The 23,749-nt window shown below is 58.2% G+C and carries 22 protein-coding genes and 1 other RNA gene; 19 read left to right on the forward strand and 4 right to left on the reverse strand.

Translation table 11 applies throughout. The annotated features are described in order from the left end of the window. Nucleotides 1-127 precede the first annotated feature (127 nt). Entirely contained in the window at nucleotides 128-1,390 is a 1,263-nt protein-coding gene (locus ABJZ52_RS10385) for a glycosyltransferase family 87 protein (protein WP_348188139.1), read from the forward strand. Here ABJZ52_RS10385 and ABJZ52_RS10390 read toward each other — a convergent pair. After that, nucleotides 1,328-2,788 carry a glycosyltransferase family 39 protein gene (locus tag ABJZ52_RS10390; protein WP_348187966.1) on the reverse strand — a complete coding sequence of 487 codons (1,461 nt, stop codon included), beginning with the start codon at nucleotides 2,786-2,788 and terminating at the stop codon, nucleotides 1,328-1,330. The genes ABJZ52_RS10385 and ABJZ52_RS10390 overlap by 63 nt on opposite strands. A 37-nt stretch (nucleotides 2,789-2,825) precedes the next feature. Then, nucleotides 2,826-3,512, reverse strand: coding sequence for an MBL fold metallo-hydrolase (locus ABJZ52_RS10395; RefSeq protein ID WP_348187968.1), 687 nt, complete (start codon nucleotides 3,510-3,512; stop codon nucleotides 2,826-2,828). A 172-nt stretch (nucleotides 3,513-3,684) separates the two neighbouring features. Between ABJZ52_RS10395 and ABJZ52_RS10400 the strand changes: the two genes are divergently transcribed. The 7 genes from ABJZ52_RS10400 (at nucleotide 3,685) to arsH (ending at nucleotide 8,790) form a co-directional block, all read left to right on the forward strand. Next, nucleotides 3,685-4,680: a TRAP transporter substrate-binding protein gene (locus tag ABJZ52_RS10400; RefSeq protein ID WP_348187971.1), complete on the forward strand. Its 996-nt coding sequence runs from the start codon at nucleotides 3,685-3,687 to the stop codon at nucleotides 4,678-4,680. Nucleotides 4,681-4,752: 72 nt separating this feature from the next. Beyond that, nucleotides 4,753-5,310 (forward strand): TRAP transporter small permease, encoded by a 558-nt coding sequence (locus ABJZ52_RS10405; protein WP_348187973.1) that lies wholly within the window; start codon nucleotides 4,753-4,755, stop codon nucleotides 5,308-5,310. Continuing rightward, nucleotides 5,310-6,614, forward strand: coding sequence for a TRAP transporter large permease subunit (locus ABJZ52_RS10410; RefSeq protein ID WP_348187975.1), 1,305 nt, complete (start codon nucleotides 5,310-5,312; stop codon nucleotides 6,612-6,614). The genes ABJZ52_RS10405 and ABJZ52_RS10410 overlap by 1 nt, the downstream gene beginning before the upstream one ends. A gap of 62 nt (nucleotides 6,615-6,676) precedes the next feature. Beyond that, nucleotides 6,677-7,210 carry a winged helix DNA-binding protein gene (locus ABJZ52_RS10415; RefSeq protein WP_348187978.1) on the forward strand — a complete coding sequence of 178 codons (534 nt, stop codon included), beginning with the start codon at nucleotides 6,677-6,679 and terminating at the stop codon, nucleotides 7,208-7,210. A gap of 101 nt (nucleotides 7,211-7,311) precedes the next feature. Further along, complete coding sequence (locus ABJZ52_RS10420; RefSeq protein ID WP_348187980.1) at nucleotides 7,312-7,644, forward strand: metalloregulator ArsR/SmtB family transcription factor; 333 nt, start codon at nucleotides 7,312-7,314, stop codon at nucleotides 7,642-7,644. Between the two features lie 4 nt (nucleotides 7,645-7,648). Next, on the forward strand, nucleotides 7,649-8,062 hold the full coding sequence (gene arsC, locus ABJZ52_RS10425) for an arsenate reductase (glutaredoxin) (RefSeq protein ID WP_348187982.1): 414 nt from the start codon (nucleotides 7,649-7,651) through the stop codon (nucleotides 8,060-8,062). A gap of 35 nt (nucleotides 8,063-8,097) precedes the next feature. Next, nucleotides 8,098-8,790 carry an arsenical resistance protein ArsH gene (arsH, locus tag ABJZ52_RS10430; RefSeq protein ID WP_348188142.1) on the forward strand — a complete coding sequence of 231 codons (693 nt, stop codon included), beginning with the start codon at nucleotides 8,098-8,100 and terminating at the stop codon, nucleotides 8,788-8,790. 30 nt (nucleotides 8,791-8,820) lie between these two features. Here arsH and ABJZ52_RS10435 read toward each other — a convergent pair whose 3' ends face one another. Continuing rightward, on the reverse strand, nucleotides 8,821-11,073 hold the full coding sequence (locus ABJZ52_RS10435; protein WP_348187984.1) for an EAL domain-containing protein: 2,253 nt from the start codon (nucleotides 11,071-11,073) through the stop codon (nucleotides 8,821-8,823). A 246-nt stretch (nucleotides 11,074-11,319) separates the two neighbouring features. On the opposite strand from ABJZ52_RS10435, the gene ABJZ52_RS10440 reads away from it, so the two are divergent. From ABJZ52_RS10440 to ABJZ52_RS10450, 3 genes are all read left to right on the forward strand, one after another. Continuing rightward, on the forward strand, nucleotides 11,320-12,012 hold the full coding sequence (locus tag ABJZ52_RS10440) for a DnaJ family molecular chaperone (protein WP_348187987.1): 693 nt from the start codon (nucleotides 11,320-11,322) through the stop codon (nucleotides 12,010-12,012). After that, complete coding sequence (locus ABJZ52_RS10445; protein WP_348187990.1) at nucleotides 12,009-12,767, forward strand: N-acetylmuramoyl-L-alanine amidase; 759 nt, start codon at nucleotides 12,009-12,011, stop codon at nucleotides 12,765-12,767. Before ABJZ52_RS10440 ends, ABJZ52_RS10445 begins: the two co-directional genes overlap by 4 nt. A 568-nt stretch (nucleotides 12,768-13,335) precedes the next feature. Beyond that, nucleotides 13,336-13,878, forward strand: a complete 543-nt coding sequence (locus ABJZ52_RS10450; RefSeq protein ID WP_348188144.1) for a lytic transglycosylase domain-containing protein — start codon at nucleotides 13,336-13,338, stop codon at nucleotides 13,876-13,878. A gap of 121 nt (nucleotides 13,879-13,999) precedes the next feature. Here the strand turns inward: ABJZ52_RS10450 and ABJZ52_RS10455 are convergent, their stop codons facing one another. Next, complete coding sequence (locus ABJZ52_RS10455) at nucleotides 14,000-14,716, reverse strand: pyridoxamine 5'-phosphate oxidase family protein (RefSeq protein ID WP_348187992.1); 717 nt, start codon at nucleotides 14,714-14,716, stop codon at nucleotides 14,000-14,002. A gap of 85 nt (nucleotides 14,717-14,801) precedes the next feature. Here ABJZ52_RS10455 and ABJZ52_RS10460 point away from each other — a divergent pair, with 85 nt between their 5' ends. From ABJZ52_RS10460 to ABJZ52_RS10495, 8 genes are all read left to right on the forward strand, one after another. Next, nucleotides 14,802-16,265, forward strand: coding sequence for a PLP-dependent aminotransferase family protein (locus tag ABJZ52_RS10460; RefSeq protein WP_348187994.1), 1,464 nt, complete (start codon nucleotides 14,802-14,804; stop codon nucleotides 16,263-16,265). A 62-nt stretch (nucleotides 16,266-16,327) separates the two neighbouring features. Next, nucleotides 16,328-16,749, forward strand: an RNA gene (rnpB, locus tag ABJZ52_RS10465) — RNase P RNA component class A. 401 nt (nucleotides 16,750-17,150) lie between these two features. After that, nucleotides 17,151-17,621: a division/cell wall cluster transcriptional repressor MraZ gene (locus tag ABJZ52_RS10470; RefSeq protein ID WP_348187997.1), complete on the forward strand. Its 471-nt coding sequence runs from the start codon at nucleotides 17,151-17,153 to the stop codon at nucleotides 17,619-17,621. Then, a complete protein-coding gene (gene rsmH / locus ABJZ52_RS10475) occupies nucleotides 17,618-18,658 on the forward strand; it encodes a 16S rRNA (cytosine(1402)-N(4))-methyltransferase RsmH (RefSeq protein ID WP_348187999.1) in 1,041 nt (346 codons plus the stop codon). Before ABJZ52_RS10470 ends, rsmH begins: the two co-directional genes overlap by 4 nt. A gap of 2 nt (nucleotides 18,659-18,660) precedes the next feature. After that, nucleotides 18,661-19,017 (forward strand): hypothetical protein, encoded by a 357-nt coding sequence (locus tag ABJZ52_RS10480; RefSeq protein ID WP_153768242.1) that lies wholly within the window; start codon nucleotides 18,661-18,663, stop codon nucleotides 19,015-19,017. Between the two features lie 10 nt (nucleotides 19,018-19,027). Further along, nucleotides 19,028-20,740 (forward strand): penicillin-binding protein 2, encoded by a 1,713-nt coding sequence (locus ABJZ52_RS10485; protein WP_348188001.1) that lies wholly within the window; start codon nucleotides 19,028-19,030, stop codon nucleotides 20,738-20,740. Nucleotides 20,741-20,828: 88 nt separating this feature from the next. Then, nucleotides 20,829-22,313: a UDP-N-acetylmuramoyl-L-alanyl-D-glutamate--2,6-diaminopimelate ligase gene (locus tag ABJZ52_RS10490; protein WP_348188004.1), complete on the forward strand. Its 1,485-nt coding sequence runs from the start codon at nucleotides 20,829-20,831 to the stop codon at nucleotides 22,311-22,313. After that, nucleotides 22,310-23,740 (forward strand): UDP-N-acetylmuramoylalanyl-D-glutamyl-2,6-diaminopimelate--D-alanyl-D-alanine ligase, encoded by a 1,431-nt coding sequence (locus ABJZ52_RS10495; RefSeq protein ID WP_348188006.1) that lies wholly within the window; start codon nucleotides 22,310-22,312, stop codon nucleotides 23,738-23,740. The genes ABJZ52_RS10490 and ABJZ52_RS10495 overlap by 4 nt, the downstream gene beginning before the upstream one ends. Nucleotides 23,741-23,749 lie beyond the last annotated feature (9 nt).

Genomic DNA, 23,749 nt, shown 5'->3' on the forward strand with positions numbered 1-23,749 from the left:
TTCATTGGTCGTTTGTAAGGTCAACGTTCTGATCGTTTAGAGGATATTCAGAGCCGCATCCTAAACTTTCCGCCATTGCGTGCGGGGCAATTGTGAAGTCGGCGAATTTCGGAGCATATCATTGGCTGTGAACGAGGATAGCAACACAGACTTCAAGTTAAACGGCACGCGTACCGCTTTCGAAGTCGCCATCGAACGATTCATTACCAGTGAGGCGGCCAAAGGCGTTGCGGCGTTTCTTGTGGTTGTGATTGTGGTGCGCCTTCTTCTTGATATTGCGAACACCTACATAGGGACGGGCAAACCCTTCTTCGCAGATTTCATTTCCTTTTGGACGGCCGCGAACAGTGCGGTGAACGGCGATTTCCTGCTTCCCTATCATTTCGAGGAGTTTTCTGCCCGGCAGCTGGAGTTGTTCGAACGGGGCAAGTTTGCGTTTTTCTACCCACCCACATGGTTGCTCTACCTATTGCCCTTTGGTTTGCTGCCCTATGAGGCGGCGGTCATCCTTTTTGAAGCCATCACGCTTAGCGCAGCGTGTCTCGTGCTCGCGCTGCTGGCGCGCCGAATGAATGCGGTTTGGATAGTGTTTGTGTTTCCGGGCCTGGCATTCGGGGTACTGCACGGTCAAAACAGTCTTCTGAATGTTGCGCTTTTTGGGGGCGCACTTGCGGCGCTGGACCGAGGGCGACCCATTCTAGCCGGAATCTTGATCGGCTTGATGGCCTACAAGCCGCATTTTGGCGTCTTGATCCCTTTTGCGCTTCTCGCCGGTCGTGAATGGCGTACCTTCTTCGCCGCCGGTGTTACCACGGTGGCGATCGCACTCATCAGTTATGCGGTCTTTGGGCTGGCGACATGGCAAGCTTTCCTTGATCAGGCGCCTGAAGCCAACGCGTGGATGCTGGAAGCCAAGGTCAGCATGGCGAAATATGCGTCTGTGTTTGGCTGGTTGCGGCAATATGACGCCCCGGTTGATGTCGCCATGGCTGCTCAAGCACTTGTCTCCGCCGTTGCTCTTGGCTCTGTCGTCTGGATCTGGTCGCGGAATGTGAGCATCAGCATCAAGGGGGCTGTTCTGGTGAGTGCTGCCTGCGTGGCGACGCCTTTCATTCTGGACTACGATCTTGCTCTTCTGGCCATACCCTTGGTGTTGATCGTTCGCCAGGGTTTGGAAACAGGCTTTCTTCGCTTTGAATGCGAAGGTCTCTTGATCGCCTCTCTGCTAATGCTGGCGACCAACGGCTGGGGTTTTGGTTTCGACAAGACGCTCGCTTACCTTCCTCCGCTCCTGTTCTTCGCGCTCAGTCTGCGGCGCGCGGTCATTTCAGTCATCACCTTCGGCTTCGAGGCGGAGCAACGTGAGGCCACTCTCGCCCCAGCCGAATGAACGCCATCGTCCCGTTTCCTTGAACCGGAAAGGCAACTGATCCCGGAGCTCGGTCATCTCGGAGTGGCTGGCGTGGGCGAAGAGCAACCAGACTGCTGACCGCAGGCTGTCCTCTGACAGATCCTCTGCTTTGGCGAGCGGTTGAAAGGCGATTTTGCCGTGGAGATAGTAGTCGAGCGCCGGTGCGGAAAATCCCTTGTAGAGATAGAGTGCGTCTGTGGTCTTTCTCTCGGCGAGATAGATGGACGAAATCTCGCGCCATTCAGGACGGATCTTTTGCAGCAAGGTGAAGCGCAGCGGTTGGATGGTCAGTAAAACGACTGCCGCAAGCAGTGCGATCGGCCCAAGCTTTGGCAGGAAGCGGCAGGCACCGGCGCTGGCAAGCAGGATGAGCAAAGGCCAGGCGGCAATCAGGTATCGGTCGAACAGGATGGGCCTGAGTGTGATCGACAGACCATAAGCGATGAAAACAGGCGCGATGGCGAAGGCGGCCAGGAGCGCTGCCGCGCGGCGGTCCACATCTGTCTTCGCTGATGGTTTGTGCGTTGGGATCAGGAGCAGAAGTGTGGCGGCGACAAGAGCCAGGAAAAGCGCCTCGGATCCCGCCATATCGCGCATCATGATCTTGATGAATGGCCAATTGGGATAGGCTATCCAGAAGCCATTGTTGACAACATCCCTGGCCCGCGTTGCGAGGATCATCATCCAGGGCAAGAACAGGATGCACGCCGCGCAGAAGGCTGCAAACGCACGGGTGATTACATCCTGTTGGCCAAATCTCTGCTCTCTGATTGAGCGCACCTGCCAGAAAAGTAGGAGCGCGCCGATACCGGCCATCGAAAAGGCAGCGTAAATGTGGCTGTAGAGAAAGAGCGCTCCAAAGGCGGCAGCAAGAATCGGCCACAACAGGCGCCCTCCTTGAAGGGTTCGCACCAGAGCGATCAGAAAGGCCAATCCGGTCATCGCAAAGAGTGCGTACACGCGCGCCTCGGTCGAATACCAGATGTGAAAAGGCGAAATCGCAAGGATGGCCGCTGCAAGCAGGCCCGTGTTTCGGGTGAAGACCAGACGCCCAAGCTTATAAACCAGCCAAATCGACAGGATCCCGGCGATGGCTGAGGGGAGGCGCAGAGCGGTTTCGCTGTCCCCAATGATTGGCATAGTCAGCCAGAGCAACAGATTGTGCAGCGGTGGATAATTGTCGGCTGCGACCAATGCGATCAGTTCACCAAGGCTTCCGCTTGACTGGCTCCACGATACGGCCTCGTCATACCAGAGACTGGTGCGGTCGAGATCCCAGAGGCGGAGCGCAGCGCCAATACCGATAATGCCAGCCAAGGCGAGATGATGCGGAGCAAACCGTTCGCGCACGCTCCGCCGGTTGATTTCACTCTTCATGTGTCCTCCCCAAGGAAGGGAGAGAGTGGCAGAGGTTCTATCGAATCAAAAGAGGCATTTCCTGCATATCTGTCCAGGTGAGATGTCCCGCATCATCCTGAAACAGGGTTGGGAAGTGGCCGGGTACGATGACTTTACCACGTCGCAGAACCTCCTGGATCGATGCCTTGCCGCGTTTTTGCGGATCGATCTCCATGTCAGGGATGCCACTGAGCGCTTCACGGGCGGTCTTGAGCGCATCTGCGGCCAGAACGACCGGCCCGCCGTCCGTCGCCAACTCAAGAGAGATATGCCCGGGAGCGTGGCCGGGCGTCGGGAACATGATCACTCCGGGCAGAACTTCCTTTTCGCCGTCAATCAGGTCCACCGAGCGCTGGGCGAGAAGAGTAGGCAGGTAGCGCGGGGTCGCCGGATCATCCTCGATAGGTGCCTTGATGTAGTCTGCTTCATCGCGGCTCATCAGGATCGGAACGTCCGGAAACAGGTCCATGTTCAGAACATGGTCGAAGTGGGCGTGAGAAAAGATGAGCAGATCAATATCCGCGGGGTTTAGCCCGCGCCTGGATAGTGCGTTCAGCAGCAAGCCTCTCGTTGTGCCATGGCCACAATCGAATAGCGCACGCTTGCCGCCGGCTTCGACGAGGCAGATCGAGGAAATACCGAAGAAACCGCCTTCGAAGGCGAGGCTTGAGCCTGGTACGAGGACATCATAGGTGGCTGGCATCTTTGGTTCCTTCATGGCGTGATGCAGGGCGGCTCGACGGCATTGATGATAATTTGTCGATAAATTGTTGATGTTTGAGAATTGTAAGTCTAGCGTAGGGGATCACGCTGCGGTCGAAAAGGGCAGCGCGTGAGCAATGAGGACAAAGTCCCGCTTCCAAGAGGAGAATAACATGCTGCATTCACGTCGTATTTCGGTTGCGGGCGCCCGTCTGGTCGCTGCCGCTGCCTTTGGTCTTGCTGGTTTGAGCCTTGCTTCTGCCGAGACCAAGTGGGACATGCCAACGCCTTATGGCGATAGCAACTTCCACACTCAGAACATTGCAAAGTTTGCCGAGGACGTCTCGGACAAGACGGGCGGGTCTCTTACGATCCAGGTCCATTCTGCCGGATCCCTGTTCAAGCATCCGGAAATCAAGAATGCTGTCCGTAAAGGTCTGGCTCCGGTTGGTGAAGTGCTGATTTCGCGTCTGTCCAACGAAGATCCGGTTTTCGGCGTTGATAGCGTACCTTTCATGGCGAACTCCTATGACGCAGCCTGGGACCTGTATCAGGCTTCCAAGCCCGTCCTGGAAGAAAAGCTTGCTGCTCAGGGCCTGCAGCTTCTCTACACTGTGCCTTGGCCGCCTCAGGGCATTTACGCCAAGAAAGACATCAACACGATCGATGACCTGAAGGGTCTGAAGTTCCGTGCCTACAACGCTTCAACAGAGCGTCTTGCCCAGCTTGCTGGTGCCGTTCCGACCCAGGTTGAAGTACCTGATCTGCCGACCGCTTTCTCCACCGGTCGCGTGGAAGCCATGATCACGTCTCCTTCGACGGGTGCAAATGCCAAAGCCTGGGACTTCCTGGATCACTACTATGACACGCAAGCCTGGCTGCCGAAGAACATGGTCATCGTCAACAAGAGTGCCTTTGATGGTCTGAGCGATGCGGAAAAGGCCGCTGTTCTGGAAGCTGCTGCCACTGCGGAAACGCGCGGTTGGGATGCTTCCAAGGCTGAAACCGCTTCCAAGACCCAGATCCTGAAGGACAACGGCATCGCTGTTGCTGCGCCGTCTGACGCGCTGCAGGCCTCCATGAAGGAAATCGGCGCCACCATGGTTGGCGAGTGGAAAGAAAGCGCCGGAGCAGACGGCACCACCATCGTGGAAGCTTTCTCCAAGTAAGCTCATTTCGAGTTGGCCGGTCCCTGGGGACCGGCCATTTTTCTATTCCCGCCGGCACTGGAGACCCTGCCGATGCGTGCCTTTCTTGACGGGCTTTACCGGCTCGCGGGCGGCCTTGCCGCCGCATGTCTTGTTACCATTGCAGTTATGGTCGTTGCTCAAGTCGTTGGCAGGTTGATCGACGGCGCCCGGAAAATCTTCGGACTCGAGCCACTCGGCTTGCTCGTGCCGTCACTGGCGGAGATCGCGGGTTTTCTGTTGGTCGGAGCGTCTTTTCTTGCGCTGGCCGCCACTTTGCGGATGGGGGACCATATCCGCGTTTCCATCCTGCTGCAGAACGTGCCTGCAAGTGCTGCCAAGATTCTTGAGATCTGGTCGCTTGCAGTGGCCTTGGCACTGATTTCCTACTTCGGATGGCATGCTGGCTGGCTTGCCTATGACAGCTATGCCTATCACGAGGTTTCCTTCGGTATCATTCCTATCCCGCTTTGGATCCCCCAGGCCGTCATGACCCTGGGCATCGGTGTCTTCGCACTGTCTCTAGCGGATGACTTTCTGGCCGCGGTGACGGGCCGCGCTCCAAGCTATGCGAGCGCCGATCGTGGCGACGCCATCGAGGGAGTTGAATAATGGACCTCTCTCTTGTTGCCCTTTGTCTTGGCGTTGGAATGCTTGCGGCTCTTGCCACCGGCATCTGGGTGGCCGTCGCCCTGTTCTCTGTTGCGCTTGCGGCAATGATGCTTCTGGTTTCCGCTCCGACCGGCCCGGTTCTCGCGACCACTGTCTGGGGCGCGGCCAATTCCTGGGATCTGACAGCCTTGCCCATGTTCATCTGGATGGGGGAGATCCTGTTTCGATCCCGCCTGTCGGAGGACATGTTTGCGGGACTGTCACCCTGGATGCGAAATCTACCCGGTCGCCTTCTGCATGTGAATATTCTCGGCTGCGGGATCTTCGCTGCGGTGTCGGGGTCTTCTGCCGCGACAACGGCGACAATCGGAAAAATGTCTCTGCCGGAGCTCAAGCGCCGCGGTTATGATGAAGTCATGGCCATCGGCACGCTCGCGGGTTCCGGTACACTTGGTCTCCTGATCCCACCTTCGATTATACTGATCGTTTATGGAGCTGCCACCGAGCAATCCATCGCGCGATTGTTCATGGCAGGCGTTCTGCCAGGCGCGATGCTCTGTGTGCTCTTCATGGGCTATGTCGCGGTCTGGGCTCTGCTGAACCGAGCGAAAATGCCAGAGCGGGAGGAGCAGCTGCCCTTCCTGGAAAGGTTGAAAGCCACCCGGCGTCTGTTTCCCGTCGTCGGCCTGATTGCCGGGGTAATCGGCTCGATCTACGCCGGGCTTGCATCTCCAACGGAAGCGGCTGCCATTGGTGTGCTTCTCTCTCTCGTGTTGTCCTGGGCATCAGGAACGCTGTCACGGGAGAGCTTCACCAGTGCTCTTATGGGGGCGACACGAACATCCTGCATGATCGCTTTCATTCTGGCGGGGGCGGCTTTCTTGACCGTCGCCATGGGCTTTACCGGTATTCCACGCGAACTGGCAGGCTGGATTGGGTCGCTTGACCTGTCACCTCTGCAGCTGCTGGTCGCTCTGACGGTTTTCTTTGTGGTTCTTGGCTGCTTCCTTGATGGTATTTCGGTCGTGGTTCTGACCACCTCCGTGATCCTTCCGATGGTCGAACAGGCCGGTATGGATCTGGTCTGGTTCGGCATCTACTTGGTTCTGGTCGTCGAGATGAGCCAGATCACGCCGCCGGTCGGCTTCAACCTCTTTGTCCTTCAGGGCATGACGGGACACAATATCTTCAAGGTTGCGAAGATGGCGCTGCCGTTCTTCCTGCTGATGATCCTCGCCGTTGTGTTGATTGTCGCCTTTCCGGGACTTGCTCTGTGGTTGCCTGAAACCATGCTATCCAACTAGCAAGAAAGAGAAGATTCGGCAGCTTCTGACGCCGGATTGAAGAAGACAAAGAGGGGCGTGGCATGAGTGAGGACAACACGCGGGAGGGGCAGGGTATCGGGCCGGTGGTGTCGGCGGCTCACTTGGCTTCCGGCGCCATGCCTGCGCTGTCGGAGATCGAGTTCGCTGTCACCATGATGGTGAATGCCTATCACCGCTGGATGGTGCGGTGCATGGCTGCCAGTGGTTCGGAGGGTCTCAATGCACTGGATGTTCAGGTGCTGCATTCCGTCAATCATCGAGGTCGTGCCAAGACGCTCTCTGATATCTGCCTCGTGCTGAACATCGAAGACACGCATACGGTCACCTATGCGCTGAAAAAGCTCGAAAAGGCGGGGCTTATCGAGAGTGGACGCCGCGGCAAGGAAAAGACCGCCGGGATCACCAAGGAGGGAGTCGACGCTTGCCTTGAGTACAGGCGTCTTCGCGAGGCGCTCCTGGTTGAGCCTATGAAAGCTCTCGGTCTGGATGAGACTGAACTCTCCAAACTTGCCGCCACATTGCGGCTGGTTTCCGGAAATTATGATCAGGCAGCTCGCGCCGCTGCGGCCATGTAGGCTCACTTCGCTCCGACGATGACGCGGCTTCTCTCAGAAACAAGGGAGAGGACAACTTTCTTTCTAATTGAACTCTACAAGAATTCTTGTATTATCGAATTATGAGAGATGATCTGGCTGTCGAGAGCCTTTCCGCACTTGCGCAGGAAGATCGCCTGGCCGCGTTTCGCCTGTTGGTGAAAGCCGGGCCTGAGGGACTTGCCTCTGGTGAAATCGCAGAAAAACTGTCGATAGCACCGACGCGAATGTCCTTTCACCTCGCGACGCTTGAGCGAGGCGGACTTGTGGTCAGCCGCAGAGACGGCAGGCGGATCTTCTACTCGGTTTCTTTTGACAGGATGCGCGGACTTCTTGAATTCCTCACCGAGGACTGCTGCGCCGGACATCCCGAAATCTGCGGCGTATCTCGCCGCCAGAACGAAGAGGACTGCTGATCCGATGGCCATCACCATCTACCATAACCCCAAGTGCGGGACCTCTCGCAACACGCTTGCCATGATCCGTGAGACTGGCGAAGAGCCAACAGTGATCGAATACCTCAAGACGCCGCCAAGCCGGAATGAGCTTGTGGACCTGATCAAGCGCATGGGTATTTCCGTTCGCGAGCTCCTGCGCCAGAAGGGGACGCCTTATGATGATCTGGGTTTGGCGGATGGCAAATGGTCCGATGACCAGCTGATCGACTTCATGATGGAGCACCCGATCCTGATCAATCGTCCGATCGTGATTACCGACAAGGGAGTCGCGCTCTGCCGCCCGTCTGAAAAAGTCGTTGAGTTGCTAGAAGAAGGGTCGCTCGGAACCTTCACCAAGGAAGACGGTCAGGTCGTGAATGGCGAGGCGGGTCAGTGAGCGACTGGAAGAACGATAAGGAAGGTCTTCCGGCGCTGGATTCTGATTTGCTGCCCGGAGTTGATGAAGAGCGGCTTTTGGCGCCTGCGACGGCAGACCATGCCCCGCGAGTGCTGATGCTCTATGGATCCCTGCGAGAGCGGTCCTACAGTCGGCTTTTGACACAGGAAGCAGCCAGGTTGCTGACGCGCCTGGGTGCAGAAGTGAAGATCTTCGACCCGTCAGGACTGCCGCTTCCCGATGATGAAGGCCCAGAGCATCCCAAGGTTCAGGACCTTCGGGACCTTTGCGCATGGTCGGAGGCGCAGGTCTGGTGCTCTCCCGAGCGCCATGGTGCCATGACAGGGATCATGAAGGCGCAGATCGACTGGATCCCACTGAGCCTTGGAGCTGTGCGTCCAACCCAGGGCAAGGTGTTGGCACTCATGCAGGTGTCTGGGGGCTCACAGTCGTTCAATGCGCTCAACCAGATGCGTGTTCTGGGGCGCTGGATGCGCATGGTGACGATCCCGAACCAGTCTTCCGTTCCCAAGGCTTTTCTGGAGTTTGAGGAAGATGGCCGCATGAAGCCGTCAGCGCTCTATGATCGCGTTGTTGACGTCATGGAAGAGCTGATGAAATTCACGGTTCTGTTGCGTGGCCGTTCGGACTACCTGGTCGACCGCTATTCGGAGCGCAGGGAAACAGCTGCCGAACTGTCGAAGAGGGTCAATCAGCGATCCATCTGACCTGTGTGATCCATTGCGCCAACGCTGGTCCTATCGCGCAGTGGCGCTGCCACGCGGGCGCGATGCGGGGTCAGGTTCAGGCTCCGTGGATTGCAGTTGCTCCGCCGCCTGGCTAGAGGCTGGCTCTGGCACATCTGTCGGGTCGCTGACCTCCAGCCGCTTCAAGGGCTCGGGGATGGACGAGTGTTCCGACCAGCGCGCACGGTGGGTTTCGTGTGCCTTCACGGTGTCTGGGCGGCCGAACAGGTAGCCCTGCACCAAGGTGCAGCCGGCGGCGCGCAGCAGTGTGACCTGCTCCTGGTTCTCGACGCCTTCAGCCGTGATCGTCACATCAAGCGAGCGACCAAGGCCGATGATTGATGTAACGATTGCGTCTGTTCCCGTATCCTTGCCGAGGTTCTTGATGAAGCTGCGATCGATCTTGATCTTGTCGAAGGGAAAACGGCTCAGATAGCTGAGGGATGAGTAGCCCGTTCCGAAATCATCCATGGCGATGGAGACGCCCATGGAGCGAATGTGATTCAGGGTTTCGACAACTGCGTCCGTATTGGCAATCAGCAGGCTTTCCGTGATTTCGATTTCCAACCGAGAGGGATGAAGGCCGCTTTCCTGAAGGGCTTGGGCAACCTTCAACTCGGTGATCCCGGGGCTGAACTGCGCAGCCGAAACATTCACCGCAACACGCAGGTTATCGTCTTCCCATTTGGCGGCTTCCTTGCACGCACTGAAAAGCACCCAGTCGCCGATCGCCTCGATGAGGCCGGATTCCTCGGCGACGGGAATGAATACCTCGGGAGAGATCTGCCCTTTTGTCGGATGCTCCCAACGGATCAGCGACTCGTAAGCTTTCAGCTTGTTGTCGATCAAAGAGTATTGGGGCTGAAAGAGCACTTCGAACTGGTCCAGCCGCAATGCCTTCGTCAAGCCTTCTTCGATTTCCTTACGCTTTTGGGCGTCAGAATCCATCTCCGCCGTGTACCAGGCAAATTGCGAGCGACCGGAGAGCTTGGCGCGGTAGAGCGCCAGATCGGCGCAATGCAGCAGACGGGATGAGCGCCAGCTGCCGTCGCTCGCGCGGGCAATGCCGATGGAGAGAGAAATCCGCAATTCCTTGCCGTCAATGATGCAAGGTTCCTTGGTCGCCGCGATCAGATCGGAAGCCAGTTTGGTCAGGCGTGCGACGTCTGAAACGGATTTGATCATCACCGCGAATTCATCACCGGACAGACGCGCCACAAGATGGTCCGAGAACACGGATCTCAACCGGTCGGCGATCACCTGAAGGAAAATGTCACCTGTGCCGTGACCGTGTGTGTCGTTGACTTCCTTGAACTTGTCGACATCGATGAGCATCACGCCCATGTTGCTTGCTTTCGCGTGGACAAGACGGAGCGCCTCGGTGAGGCGAGCGCTGAAAACAGCTCTGTTGGGTAGTCCGGTCAGCGGATCATGATGCGCGAGGAATTCGATGTCGCGCGTGGTTTTGACCTGATCACGGAAGCGTATCCACAGCAACAGGCCGGCGATCAGGAATGATGCAAGGCAGAGTATTGCAGTGATGTAGCCGATGATCTTGGTGATCATTTCAAGACTGGCAATTTGTGGCTCATGATCGGCAACCATGATCAACGCACCATCGAGCTCGCCGTCCACGATATGTGGAACAATCACAAAGGAACGCGTGTCCAACAGGCCCGACCAGTTCTTGTAAAGGAGAGTGAAGGGTCTCGTGCCATTCGGCAAATCCGACAAGGTCTGGCGCATGAGGCCTTCCGGAAGGCCTGAAGTCTTCACAAAATTGGCAAGGTCTTCGGTTAGATCCTTGCCGGACCGGAGGTCGTTTTTTCCGGCGACAAAGATACTGTCAATGAGTGAGGGGGCCAAGGCGCCCGACAGGGAAGCACTCAATATTGCAGAAGGAGCAGGGGTCGGATCTTGCGTAGTCACAGGTTCCTTCGCCGCTTGTTGGGACACAGCCTCTTTGGTGCGCGGGCTTGAAAGACGCATCCCGAGCGTGGGGTCTTGTGCCGTGCCCGCTTTCGACGGGGCCTTTTGAGGCTGCAGCTCCGCATTGCGCTTCTGGATCAGAGCGTCGAATTCTTGTGTTCGCCCTGATGAAGCAACGGCAGGGGTTATCTGGGCTAGAGCATTGTTCACGTTGCTCGCAACAAGCCAGTCATTCAGGGCACGATTGACCCCATAGACGCCAAGCGCCAGCCCGACGATCAAAGATGCCGTGATTAGAAATAGTGCAATTTTTCTGCGCTGTGAGACCTGTCTCATGCAAGCTCAAACTCTGTAAAAAATAACAATTGAGGAAAAGCTACATGTGATAGGTTTAGTCATCGTGAATCTTCATACCCACATTCTGCGGTATCTCTTGCTTTCGGGGCGATTTGACCGGAGTTTGTGGCTGCGCTTCCAATCCATTGGTTCTCTGGGTAAGACTGTGGCTGTGAACAGAGAACGACTTATGATTCCGCCTTCCTCCAGCGCATGTCCTTTTGAGAACCCGGTCAGGAGTCTTCCTTGAGCGTTTGGAGCAGTCTTGCCAGCATTGTATCGGCGATCGGCTCGGGTGGAGCCCAGGTCGTCGACCGCCTTGTTCAGCTTGTCCTGGCAAAACCCGAAGGGGCCAACACGGTTGGTTTTACCGTTGCGATGATCGCGCTTTCCGCCAAGATGGCGAAAGCGGACGGGGTCGTCACGGCGGACGAGGTGCTTGCCTTTCAGGAGCTTTTTGATGTTCCCCAGGGCGAGGAGCGCAATGTCGCGCGACTGTTTAATCTGGCGCAGGAAGACGTCGCCGGTTTTGATGTCTATGCCAAAAAACTCGCGGATCTGTTTCCCTATGACAGGATCACGCTGATCGATATTCTCGATGGGCTGTTCCACATCGCCAAGGCCGATGGCGTCGTTCACGAGAGCGAGGTCGCCTATCTGGCGCGCGTGGCGGAAGTCTTCGGTCTCGATGAACGCGAGTTCAAACGGGTTCTGGCGCGCCATGTGCGTGAAAGCGGCGATCCCTATGCGGTGATCGGCCTCGGCCCAGAGGCCAGCGACGCTGAGCTGAAGACGCATTACCGCAAGGAAGTTCAGGAAACCCATCCCGACCGTCTGATCGCAAGGGGAGTGCCTGAGGAATTCGTCCGTATTGCAAACGACCGGCTTGCCGCGTTGAATTCTGCATGGTCCCAAATTTGTGCCGAAAGAGGCCTATGAGTGTTGCCACAGATACGGGCGTGACCGCCCGGGTCCATCCGTCTCCCAATCACGGAGAGCGCGCGCGGGACGCGCAGATCGATATGTTGATCCTCCACTATACCGGTATGCAGGATGCTGACAGGGCACTTCGTCGGTTGTGTGATCCACGCAGCGAAGTCTCTGCGCATTACTTTGTCTACGAGGACGGCAACATCCTCCAATGTGTGCCCGAAGCGCGTCGTGCCTGGCATGCAGGCAAGGGCAACTGGCAGGGCCAATCAGACATCAACTCCAGATCCATCGGCGTCGAGGTCGTCAACCCGGGGCATGAATGGGGTTATCGCGACTTTCCGGATGTCCAGATTGAAGCGGTTGCCAACCTATGTGTCGACATCTGCCGCAGACACGATATCGAACCTCGAATGGTGCTTGCGCATTCCGATGTCGCGCCGGCGCGCAAGGAGGATCCTGGCGAGAAGTTTCCCTGGGCCCATCTGGCCCGCCGACAGGTCGGTCACTATGTTGAGCCAGCGCCGATCACGAGCGGGCTGTTCATGCAACTAGGTGAGAACGGCCAGCCAGTCGAAGCCATTCAGTCCATGCTGGCGCTCTATGGATATGATGTCGCGATTACCGGGTCTTTTGATGAGGCCACACAGGCTGCCGTCACTGCTTTTCAGCGCCATTTCCGTCCTGCGAAGGTCGACGGTGTCGTCGATCAGTCAACTGTAGAGACGCTGCACAAACTCTTGAGCGCGCTTCCGGCGCTTTGAAATCATCAAACCTGTGCTGGAACAACTTCGCAGGTCTCGCGTTTGACCATTGATGGGGTCTTGTTTGCGCCACTGGATCACGTAAGCTCCAGAGAATTCTGTGCTCGCATTCGAGCCCGCGCTGATCGTGCCGCCGAGGGCTGCTTTTTTGCGAGACTTTGAATCAAGTTCAAAAAGACGTTTCATTCAATTATCGCACTTTGGCCTTTTCTGGACAGGTTCCCGCTTTATTTCGGCCGTAATCTGCATGTTCTGCTGAGAAATTGCCTGAAACATCAGGGCTTTTCTGTAATAATTTGAAATATTTCGTGATCCGGGATGGCTGATTTTCGTCCCATACGGGAGGCACTTCTCCTCCCCACAAACAAACCCATTCTATCACCAAGAAAAATAAGGGCTCGACGCAATGTTGAAGTCGACGAAGACGCTCGTAAGAGCAGCCTGCCTAACCCTCTCCACGCTGGCTGCTGTCGGATCCGCCAATGCATCTGCCGGTGCCATTGTGCGCCCGGAGCCGATCGTGAAGAAGAAAGCCGTCAGCAAAGATGACGTGCCTGTTGCTTTTGATGTGAAACGCAGCAGCGGTGACATCATCCGCTCGGTCAACACGGGCAAGGCGGTTACCGAAGATGCCCAGGGAACGAAGGCAGCCAAAACCAAGGCCGCTTCCAAGACACGGCACAAGAAGACCGCCTCGAAGCGCACCAAGAGCACGAAGAAGACCGTTTCGGCCCGCAGGTCTTCCTACACCCGCATGATCCAGGCGGCAGCGCGCAAACACGGTGTGCCAATCAAGATTGCGAAGGCCGTTGTTCAGGTCGAAAGCAACTTCAATCCGCGTGCCCGTGGCGGCGCAGGTGAAGTCGGCCTCATGCAGATCAAACCGGCGACAGCACGTGGCATGGGCTATCGTGGCTCAACTCGCGCCCTCTATGATCCGGAAACCAACCTGGAATGGGGCATGAAATATCTAGCTGGCGCTCACAAGCGCGCATCTGGTGACGTTTGTGGCACGATCCTGCGTTATAACGCTGGCCACTACGCCAAGCGTATGAACCCGATCAGCCGTCGCTACTGCTCCAAGGTCAAAACCATTCTGGCCTCGAGCTAAAGAATAGGGTTTCAGGTCTCCTGGGCTCGTGAAACCAGCAAGGTACTCGGAAACGGAAAACCCCGCGCAGCAACGCGGGGTTTTTGCATGTCTGGCAGATCAGCGGGACTTGATCGTGTTGTCAGGCGAATCTGCGCTTGGCAGCCTGAAGGGATGCGGGCACAGGCTGATCCGGTTTGACGTGCTGGTCGGCCAGAGGTTGGCCAATTGCGGTCGCCACGGGAAGAACGCCAGCCCAGATATCGAGTTGATGGTCTTCCTCGTCATCGACGGGCGGCCCTGACCGGACCTTGGTCGCCACGTGTTCGATTTCAACTGCGAGAATGCCTGTTGCCTTGAGCTCCTTGGCAAGCATGGGACGGCTCTCGTTCCAGCGCCCTGGAAGCATGTGATCGGTTATCGCGGCCATGGCTTCTTCTTTTTCCGCGTCGCTGCGAACCTGCCGGGCGGTCCCGTGGACCACGGCGCTGCGGTAGTTCATGGACAGGTGAAAGGCTGCCCGTGCGACAACGAGACCATCGAGCAATGTCACGGCCAGCGTCACTGGCGCGCCGTCCTTCTGGCTCTTGACGATACGGGTCGTGCTGGCCCCATGAATGTAAAGCGTGTGCCCTTTGCGGGCGTAAACCATTGGAATGACCATCGCCCTGTCATCTGCCAGGAAGCCGAGGTGCCCGATCAGCCCTGCGTCCAGAATGGAAAATGCAAGATCCTGATCATAGCTGCCGCGGTTCATCTGCCTGATCTTGGCGTAGGAAGGTCGGTCTGATGTGCTCCGGTTGGTGGATTGCTTGCTGGATGCCGGTTCGACGGGCTCTGGCTGGCTGGGACTGTCCATGATTGTCTCCGATAAGTGGCTTGAACTTGTCAGAATTCTCATTTGCGGCATAATCTGGTTCTATAATAGATCCGGATTTTGAAAAATGAAGGTACCAGATTTGCCGGAAGGGGTGTTGAGCCTCGACCGAGCAAGCGCGCTGTCCTTGAGCCAGCAGATTTACCGCCGCGTTCGCGAAGCGGTTGGCAACGGTCAGCTGAAGCCGGGAATGCGTCTTCCCTCTTCCAGGAAGCTTGCCAATCGGCTTGAGGTCTCGCGCAATACGGTGAATGCGGCCTATGAGTTGCTGCAGGCGGAAACCATCATAACCGTCGAACCCGGGTCGGTTCCGACGATTTCCGGCGGAGTGCAGATCGACGGAGTGCCCGCTCAGGGACCATTGGTATCCGTTGGCGGCAAGCTTTCGGAGCGCGGGCGGTTGCTTGCAGAGAACCTGCGTGGTGATAGTTGGGCCTTTCGGCACGGTGCCTTGCAGCCTGGCGCACCTGCGCTGGACGCATTTCCGCATGATCTTTGGGGCAGATATCTTCGCCGCGCCGCGCGCGCCAGTCCTTGCGCTGAACTTCTTTATGAGAACGCAACGGGTCATCCGGACCTAACGCGCGTTCTGGCAGACTATCTGGCAAGCGAACGAGGGGTGAGGACAGAGCCGCACCAGATACTGGTGACGAGCTCCATGCAGGCTGCGCTTTCCGGGTTGGCGCAGGCTCTTGCAGACCCGGGCGATCATGCCTGGATGGAGGATCCTGGCTATATCGGCGCCCGATCAGCTTTCCACGGAGCGGGATTGAACATTTGCGGCATCCCCGTGGACCGGGAAGGGGCCGTGATTGACGCCATGACGGGTCGACATCCGTCTCCGCGTCTTGTCTATGTCACTCCCTCTCACAGTTACCCTTTTGGCAGCCGTATGCCGCTGTCCCGCCGTCTGCAGTTGATTTCGGCTGCTCGCGAAATGGGGGCAATGGTTCTAGAGGACGACTACGACAGTGAGTTCCTGTTTGAGGGGCGGCCAATCGCGGCCTTGCAGGGGCTGGCAAGCGCGGGTGAGGTGATCTATCTGGGCACCTTCTCCAAGAGCTTTCTTCCAGGTCTCAGAATTTCCTACTGCGTCCTGCCGGAGCCGCTTGTCGAAGGCGTTCGGTCTGTGTTTCGGCAAACGGGACGCCTGTCGAACGTACATGCGCAGATCGCCCTTGCTGATTTCATGTTGTCGGGCGAGTACAGGGCACATCTCAAACGCATTCGGGATCTCTATCAACATCGCGGCCTTGCTCTGGTCAATGCGCTGCGAGGGCGCCTTGGCAACAGGATCGAGGTGGATACACCCACTGGAAATGTCCAGGTCGCGGTGCGCTTCCGCACAGATGTGGATGATGAGCAGCTTGCAAGAGACCTTCAGGTCAACGGCTTTGCTGTCTCACCTCTGAGCCCCTGTTTTGTGGAGCGTCGCCCTGAAAAAGGTCTCGTCATCGGTTTTGCTGCCGCAACCGGGCAACAGATCGCGCAGTTTACCGATCTCCTGGCCGACCGTCTTGGAGGCGGCTGAATTTTCTCATGTGTCTCCGAGCTTGCTTGACCTGCCTGCCAATCCCACATAAGGCAGCGAAGCCAGTCGGCCGGACAGCCGCTGCCGCAAGTGCCGAAAGGCCGCGGGGGAGGAAAGTCCGGGCTCCAGGGAAACACGGTGCCGGGTAACGCCCGGCGGGGGCGACCCTAGGGAAAGTGCCACAGAAAGCAAACCGCCCCGAATGCAGGTCCTGAATCTGTTGGCGGGGTAAGGGTGAAAGGGTGGGGTAAGAGCCCACCGCGCGGCCGGCAACGGACGCGGCACGGTAAACCCCACCGGGAGCAAAACCGAATAGGGGCGACGCGGGCTCAGAAGCGATTTTGAGACCAGGCCAGTTTCCGGGCCAGTCGCTCGGGTAGGTTGCGAGAGGCGCTCGGCAACGGGCGTCCCAGATGAATGGCTGTCACGTATGAGGCTTCGGCCTCGTGCCATACAGAACCCGGCTTATAGGCCGACTGGCATTTTTCATCCTGAGATCGCCGCCCAATCCGTCTTGAGACTCAGTTCTCTGTCCACAGATTTGCATGGCTGTCCAAGGCCCTGTCGGAACTCTCCATGGGGAGTTTTACGAGGCGGGGGACTCCGATTCTCCTTTATTGTCAAGCCTTCGTTAACCATAGGCATGTCATAACTGACGCATGGGCATTAAAGGGTGCGTCAGACGGTTTGAATCCGGTCGATTCCATTGACCTCCCATGAAATCCCATGTTATCCCATAAAGACCCAGAACGGGGAGCGGCGTCCCGTATCGTGTTGGCGCCGACGGATCAGATCTGAACCGTCTCAGGCCCAAGGCCTTTCTCTTCGTGTTTTGGATGATTTTGGGGTTCGTCAGGCTGTTTCAGCCTGTCCAAAGGGGAATTCATGGCCGGCTTCGTGTCGCACTTTACCAACCGGCTGGATGCCAAGGGTCGCGTGTCGATCCCTGCACCCTTCCGTGCGGTTCTGGCGCGCGACGGATTTGAGGGCCTCTATTGCATTGCCTCTCCCCACAATCCGGCCATTGATGCCGGCGGCAATGAACTTCTCGGTGAAATCCAGAACCGCCTTGACGCCTTCACGAAGCTGTCTCCCGACCATGACGATCTTGCCATTGCGCTCTTCGGCGCGAGCGAGACGCCAAAGATCGACAGCGATGGTCGCATGATGATCTCCGACCTGGTGCGCGAGAAGACAGGGGTGACCGATCACGTCACGTTCGCCGGGCTCGGCTACAAGTTTCAGATCTGGGAGCCGGAAAAGTTCCGCGAGTACCGCGCAGAGGCCACCAAGCGCGCGCTCGCCATGTTGTCGGGTCAAGTTCCCCCGACGCACCTGCCAGGAGGGCCGGCATGACGGCGCGCAGCGAACAGGACATTGCTCCGGACGCTGGCGGACCAGCGCGCCACGTGCCGGTCCTCCTCGAGCCGGTTCTGGAGTATCTGGCGCCCAAGCCTGACGAAGTCATCATCGACGGAACATTCGGGGCTGGCGGTTACAGCCGCGCTCTGCTGGAGCGTGGTGCGCAGGTGATCGGCATCGACCGTGATCCGGATGCAATCAGGGACGGGCAGGATCTGGTTGAAGGCTCAAACGGCAAGTTGACGCTGGTTCCCGGACAATTCGCCGACCTCGACCAGCACGCGCGGGCATGCGGCTTCCAGGGCGTTGACGGTGTTGTCCTCGATCTTGGCGTCTCGTCCATGCAGCTCGATCAGGCCGAGCGCGGATTTTCCTTCTTGCGTGACGGGCCGCTCGACATGCGGATGGAGCAGGCAGGGCCGTCGGCTGCAGAAGTGGTCAACGAGCTGCCGGTGCGCGACCTGATCCGGATCATCGGCCTGCTCGGCGAAGAAAAGCGGGCAACCAGTGTGGCGCATGCCATCGACAATGCGCGCAAGGAAAAGCCCTTTACCCGAACCATTGAGCTCTCCGCCTTGATCGAGAAGGTGCTCGGCCGCAATCCGAAGAAGGCTCAGATCCATCCTGCGACTCGAACTTTCCAGGCACTGCGGATCTATGTGAATGGCGAATTGCACCAGGCGGCCAAAGCGCTGGGCGCGGCAGAGCAGATCCTGAAGCCAGGTGGCCGATTGGTGCTCGTGAGTTTCCATTCTCTGGAAGACCGGATCGTCAAACGCTTTTTCGCAGATCGCAGCAAGACACGGGGTGGTGGCTCGCGTCACTTGCCGGAAGAGGATGTGCCGCCGGCCACATTCGAAATGCTGACGCGCAAGGCGGTCGATCCGACGCCTGCCGAGGCGGAGGCCAATCCGCGCGCACGGTCGGCAAAGCTCAGGGCCGGAAAGCGCACGGATGCGCCCGTCCGTACACTCGACATTCACTCCGTTGGCGTGCCGAAGCTCGCCGCGTTTCACGGGCTAGGGGGCTGACCATGGTTCGTTACATCAACATCTTTTTTATACTTCTGGTCGTCGTCGGCGCGGCTGCGGTTTACGATATGAAACTTGCGGCGAAGAAATCTGCGTCTCATGTGGCCGAGCTGCAGCGAGAGATCGATGCGGAGCGGGAGGCGATCCGCCACTTGAAGGCGGAGTGGAGCATGCTCAATCAGCCGGAGCGTCTTCAGCGCCTTGTCGAGCGCTACAACGAGTACCTGCAGCTTCAGCCGCTCGATGTTCATCAAATTGTTTCGCCGGAAGAGTTGCCGGCACGGCCGGTCATGCTTGAGCCGATCGGTGGAGAAGATCCTCTGGGGGGCTATGCCGGCTCTTCCTCGGTGATCAGGTGAGGACACGCTTATGACAATGACAGCGGAAACCACCTCTTTTCTGCAAGTGCGGCAGCGTCGCCCTCGCAAATCGGCGGGCTCGATCTCCTCCGGGGCTGTGAAGTCCAGGGTCTATGTCGCCATGGCGGCCTTCGTCTTTGTTTATCTGGCCATTGGCGGGCGGCTTGTGCTGCTAGCACAGATGGATGAAGCGCCATCCTCTGCCTGGATCTCCGCGCAGGATTCGGTTGCCGCTTCTCGCCCGGATCTGATCGACCGCAATGGGGAAATTCTGGCGACCGACATCAAGACAGCTTCCCTCTATGCGGAGCCGCGCCGCATTCTGGACGTTGATGAAGCCGTTGAAGGTTTGATGAAGGTTCTGCCTGAGCTTGACGCGGATGTGGTGCGTCGGCGGTTGGACAGCCGCGCCGGGTTCGTCTGGCTGAAGCGCGAACTGTCTCCCGGGCAGGCAGATGCGGTCCATGATCTCGGCCTGCCTGGCGTGGGTTTCCTGTCCGAAAGCCAGCGGTTCTATCCGGGCGGTCCTACTGCCGGTCATATCGTCGGGTCGGTGAATGTCGATAATGCCGGGCTGACCGGTATCGAGAAATACATCGATGGCGAGTGGCTCGGTGACCTGCAGGATCTCGGATTTGCCTCCGACCGGTCCATGGAGCCGGTTCAGGTTGCTATGGACCTGAGGGTCCAGCACGTGGTGCGCGATGAGTTGATGAAGGCGATGGATCGCTACAAGGCGATCGCTGCCGTTGGCATTGTGCTGGATGTCAAAACCGGCGAAGTCGTCGCCATGTCGTCCCTTCCGGACTACGATCCAAACGACCGCGCACAGGCGCTCGAAAAGGACCGTTTGAACCGCGCCACCGGTGGTGTCTTCGAGATGGGGTCGGTCTTCAAGACCTTTACGACGGCGATGGCGCTTGATTCGGGCAAGGTTGGCATCAACGACAGCTTCGATGCGACGCGCCCGATCCGTGCTGCCGGCCGCACAATCTCGGATTTCCACGGGAAAAATCGCATCTTGTCGGTGCCCGAGATCTTCATTTATTCGTCGAACATCGGTACCGCCAAGATGATGCTGGCCACCGGCATCGACAAGCAGCAAGAGTTTCTCGGTCGCCTGGGCCTGACCACTCGCCTTCATACCGAGCTGCCGGAAAATGCCAGGCCGCTGCTGCCACCGAAATGGAATGAACTTGCCGCCATGACAATCTCCTTTGGTCACGGCATTTCGGTCACGCCGATGCAGACAGCAGTGGCTGCCGCAGCGCTCGTCAATGGCGGAACCTTGTTGCAGCCGACGTTTTTGCCTCGGTCCCAGCAGGAAGCTAAGGAACTGGGAAAACAGGTGCTTTCGCCTGAAACCAGCCGCATCATGCGCTATCTGTTCCGCTTGAATGTTCTTCGCGGATCCGGTCGTCGCTCGGACGTCCCAGGCTATACGGTTGGCGGCAAGACCGGGACCGCAGAGAAGATCGAGAACGGACGTTATGTCTCCGACAAACGGCGCAACTCATTCTTGTCTGCCTTCCCGATGGATGACCCGCGCTACGTCGTTCTGACCGTGATTGACGAACCAAAGCCAGAGCGCAGCGGTGTTGGGGCCACGGCCGGGATGAACGCCGCGCCGATGGTCGGGGCCATCATTCGCCGCGCTGCGCCAATGCTTGGCGTCATGCCGCGCTTTGGCGAGGGAGAAGAACCGATCGAAATATCCTATTAAGGGCGGGGAAAGACCGACGGGGTCGCAGCCGAAATCCGGTCTTTCCAATACCGCTTGAGACGACGCACAAACCGGACTGACGTATGATATGCAACTTGAACAACTCGCCTCGGGCCTGACGGGCGCGGACGCGTCCTGCCCGGAGGAATTCGGCGGGCTTTCCATTTCCGGGCTGACGGCCGACAGTCGGCAGGTGAAGCCGGGCTACCTCTTTGCCGCTCTCAAGGGCGTGCAGGTTGATGGTGCCCGCTTCGCGCCCAAGGCTGTCGAACAGGGCGCGGTTGCCATCCTTTGTGCGCAAGAAAGCGTTGCCCAGCTTCGCAAGGAGTTGCCGGGGACTGTTGCTGTTCTCGGAAGCGACGAGCCACGCCATGCGCTCGCTATGATGGCGGCACGTTACTACAACAAGCAGCCCAAGGTCACTGTTGCAGTGACCGGTACCAGCGGCAAAACCTCAGTCGCCCACTTTGTGCGTCAGATTTTCCAGTCCGCGGGCCATGCGGCTGCGAGCCTTGGAACCATCGGCACCGTGACGGCCGATGGCCGCGTCTATGGCGGATTGACCACGCCGGATCCGGTGGCGCTTCATTCCGAGCTGAACCGTTTGACCGAAGAGGGTGTCACCCATGCGGCGCTGGAGGCCTCCAGCCACGGCCTTGATCAGCACCGCCTCGATGGTGTGCGCATTGCGGCAGCCGGGTTTACCAACCTCGGTCGTGATCACATGGACTACCATCCGACGATTGAGGACTATCTCGGGGCCAAGCTGCGCCTGTTCAAGGACCTTCTGCCGACGGGCGGCACGGTCGTCGTCGATCCGGGCGAGAAATACGCTGATCGTGTGATCGAGGTCGCCCAGGCTCGTGATCTGCAATTGCTGACGGTTGGTGAAACTGGCAATGATCTCAAGCTGACCGGATTGCGCCAGTCGGGCTCTGCTCAGGTTCTGACCCTTGCAACTCCACGCGGTGACTACACTGTCACACTGCCGCTCATCGGACGTTTCCAGGTCTCCAATGCTCTGATTGCCGCCGGGCTCGCGATTGCAATAGGCCATGAGACCGGACCGGTCTTGCGGGCGCTTGAGAACCTCAAGGGAGCGCCGGGACGTCTCGAATTTGCGGGTCACACCCAAAATGGCGCGCTGGTCGTGATCGACTATGCCCACAAGCCGGACGCGCTGGAAAACGTGCTGGCAGCTCTGCGTCCAATCGCGTCAGGGAAGCTGTCTGTTGTGATTGGCGCTGGCGGTGATCGGGACCCCGGCAAGCGACTGCTGATGGGCAAGGCCGCGGCGGAACAGGCCGATTTCGTCATCGTCACTGATGACAATCCCCGCAGTGAGGACCCTGCTGCGATCCGAAAGGCGGTCATGGAAGGGGCACCCGGGGCGCTGGAAATTGGAGATAGGGGCGAAGCTATTCGGGAGGCAGTCAGGCGCCTTCAACCCGGAGATGTTCTGTGTGTGGCCGGAAAAGGCCATGAAACGGGCCAGATTGTCGGCGAGACCGTTCTTCCCTTTTCCGATCACGAGGCTGTGGCTGACGCCATCGCCGAGGGAGGTAACGAATGAGCGAGCCGCTTTGGACCCTGACGGACTTTGTAGATGCGACCGGCGGTGAGATGCTTGGAGAACCGGGCGAGGAAGTTTCCGGGATCTCCATTGACAGCCGTACGTTGCAGCCTGGCGAAGCCTTTGTCGCAATCAAAGGTGACCGTTTCGATGGCCATGATTTCGTCGGGACCGCTCTGGAGGCTGGGGCATCTCTTGCTCTTGTTGCATCCGAGCGTCTCGACGATCTGCCAGCCGATGGCCGTTATGTTGTTGTCGAGGATCCGTTGGAAGCTCTTCGCCAGCTTGGCGTGGCAGCAAGAGCCCGAACCGAGGCTCGTATCGTTGCGGTCACAGGTTCCGTCGGCAAGACCGGCACCAAGGAAGCCCTGCGCCTGTGCCTTGAGCGGTCCGGCAAGGTTCATGCCTCGGTTGCCTCTTTCAACAATCACTGGGGCGTGCCACTGACGCTTGCCCGGATGCCGGCGGATACGGAATTCGGCGTTTTTGAAATCGGCATGAACCATGCAGGCGAAATCACGCCGCTGGTGCAAATGGTACGGCCGCATACGGCGATCATCACCACCGTTCAGCCCGTACATCTGGAATTCTTTGGATCGGTCGAAAAGATCGCACAGGCCAAGGCTGAGATTTTTTCGGGGCTTGAGCAGGGCGGGGTCGCCATCCTGAACCGGGACAATGCCCAATTTGACCTGCTTTCCTTTCTGGCCACAGCAGCCGGGGTCAAGAAGGTGAAGACCTTTGGCGAAAAGGCAGGTGCGGACACAGTTCTGGAAAAGTCTTCGCAGCAGGTCGGTGGATCAAGCGTTCAGGCGCGAATTTTGGGCCAGGAACTCACCTACAAAATCGGAGCGCCGGGACGCCATCACGTCAAGAACAGCCTTGCTGTTCTGACTGCGGTCGTGGAAATGGGCGGAGATCTGGCTCTGGCCGGTCTTGCCTTGGCCGAGATGCATGCGCCGAAGGGGCGCGGCGAGGTGACGACCCTTCAGACCCCGGGTGGTTTCATCGATCTGGTGGACGAAAGCTACAACGCCAATCCGGCCTCGATGCGCGCCGCGCTTTCCGTGCTTGGCGAAACGCCGGTCACGCGGCCCGGGCGGCGCATTGCAGTCATTGGCGATATGCTCGAGCTGGGCGCCGACACTGACGCGTTGCATACCGCACTCGCTGAGCCTCTTGAAGACGCCGGGATTGATCTTGTGTTCTGTGCCGGGGCGCATATGCATGCGCTGTGGGAGGTCTTGCCCAAGGCGATGCGCGGGATCTACTCCGATGATGCTTCCGGTTTGGAAGAAGCGCTGCTTGCAGACGTTCGCCCTGGCGACGTCATCATGATCAAGGGATCACTCGGGACCCGCATGGGACCGTTGGTCGAGGCGTTGAAAAGGGAATTTCCGCCAGCGGACGAAACCGAGGCGGCTTGAGGACGGCTG

It is taken from the genome of Roseibium sp. (assembly GCF_039982295.1).
Lineage (GTDB): Bacteria > Pseudomonadota > Alphaproteobacteria > Rhizobiales > Stappiaceae > Roseibium.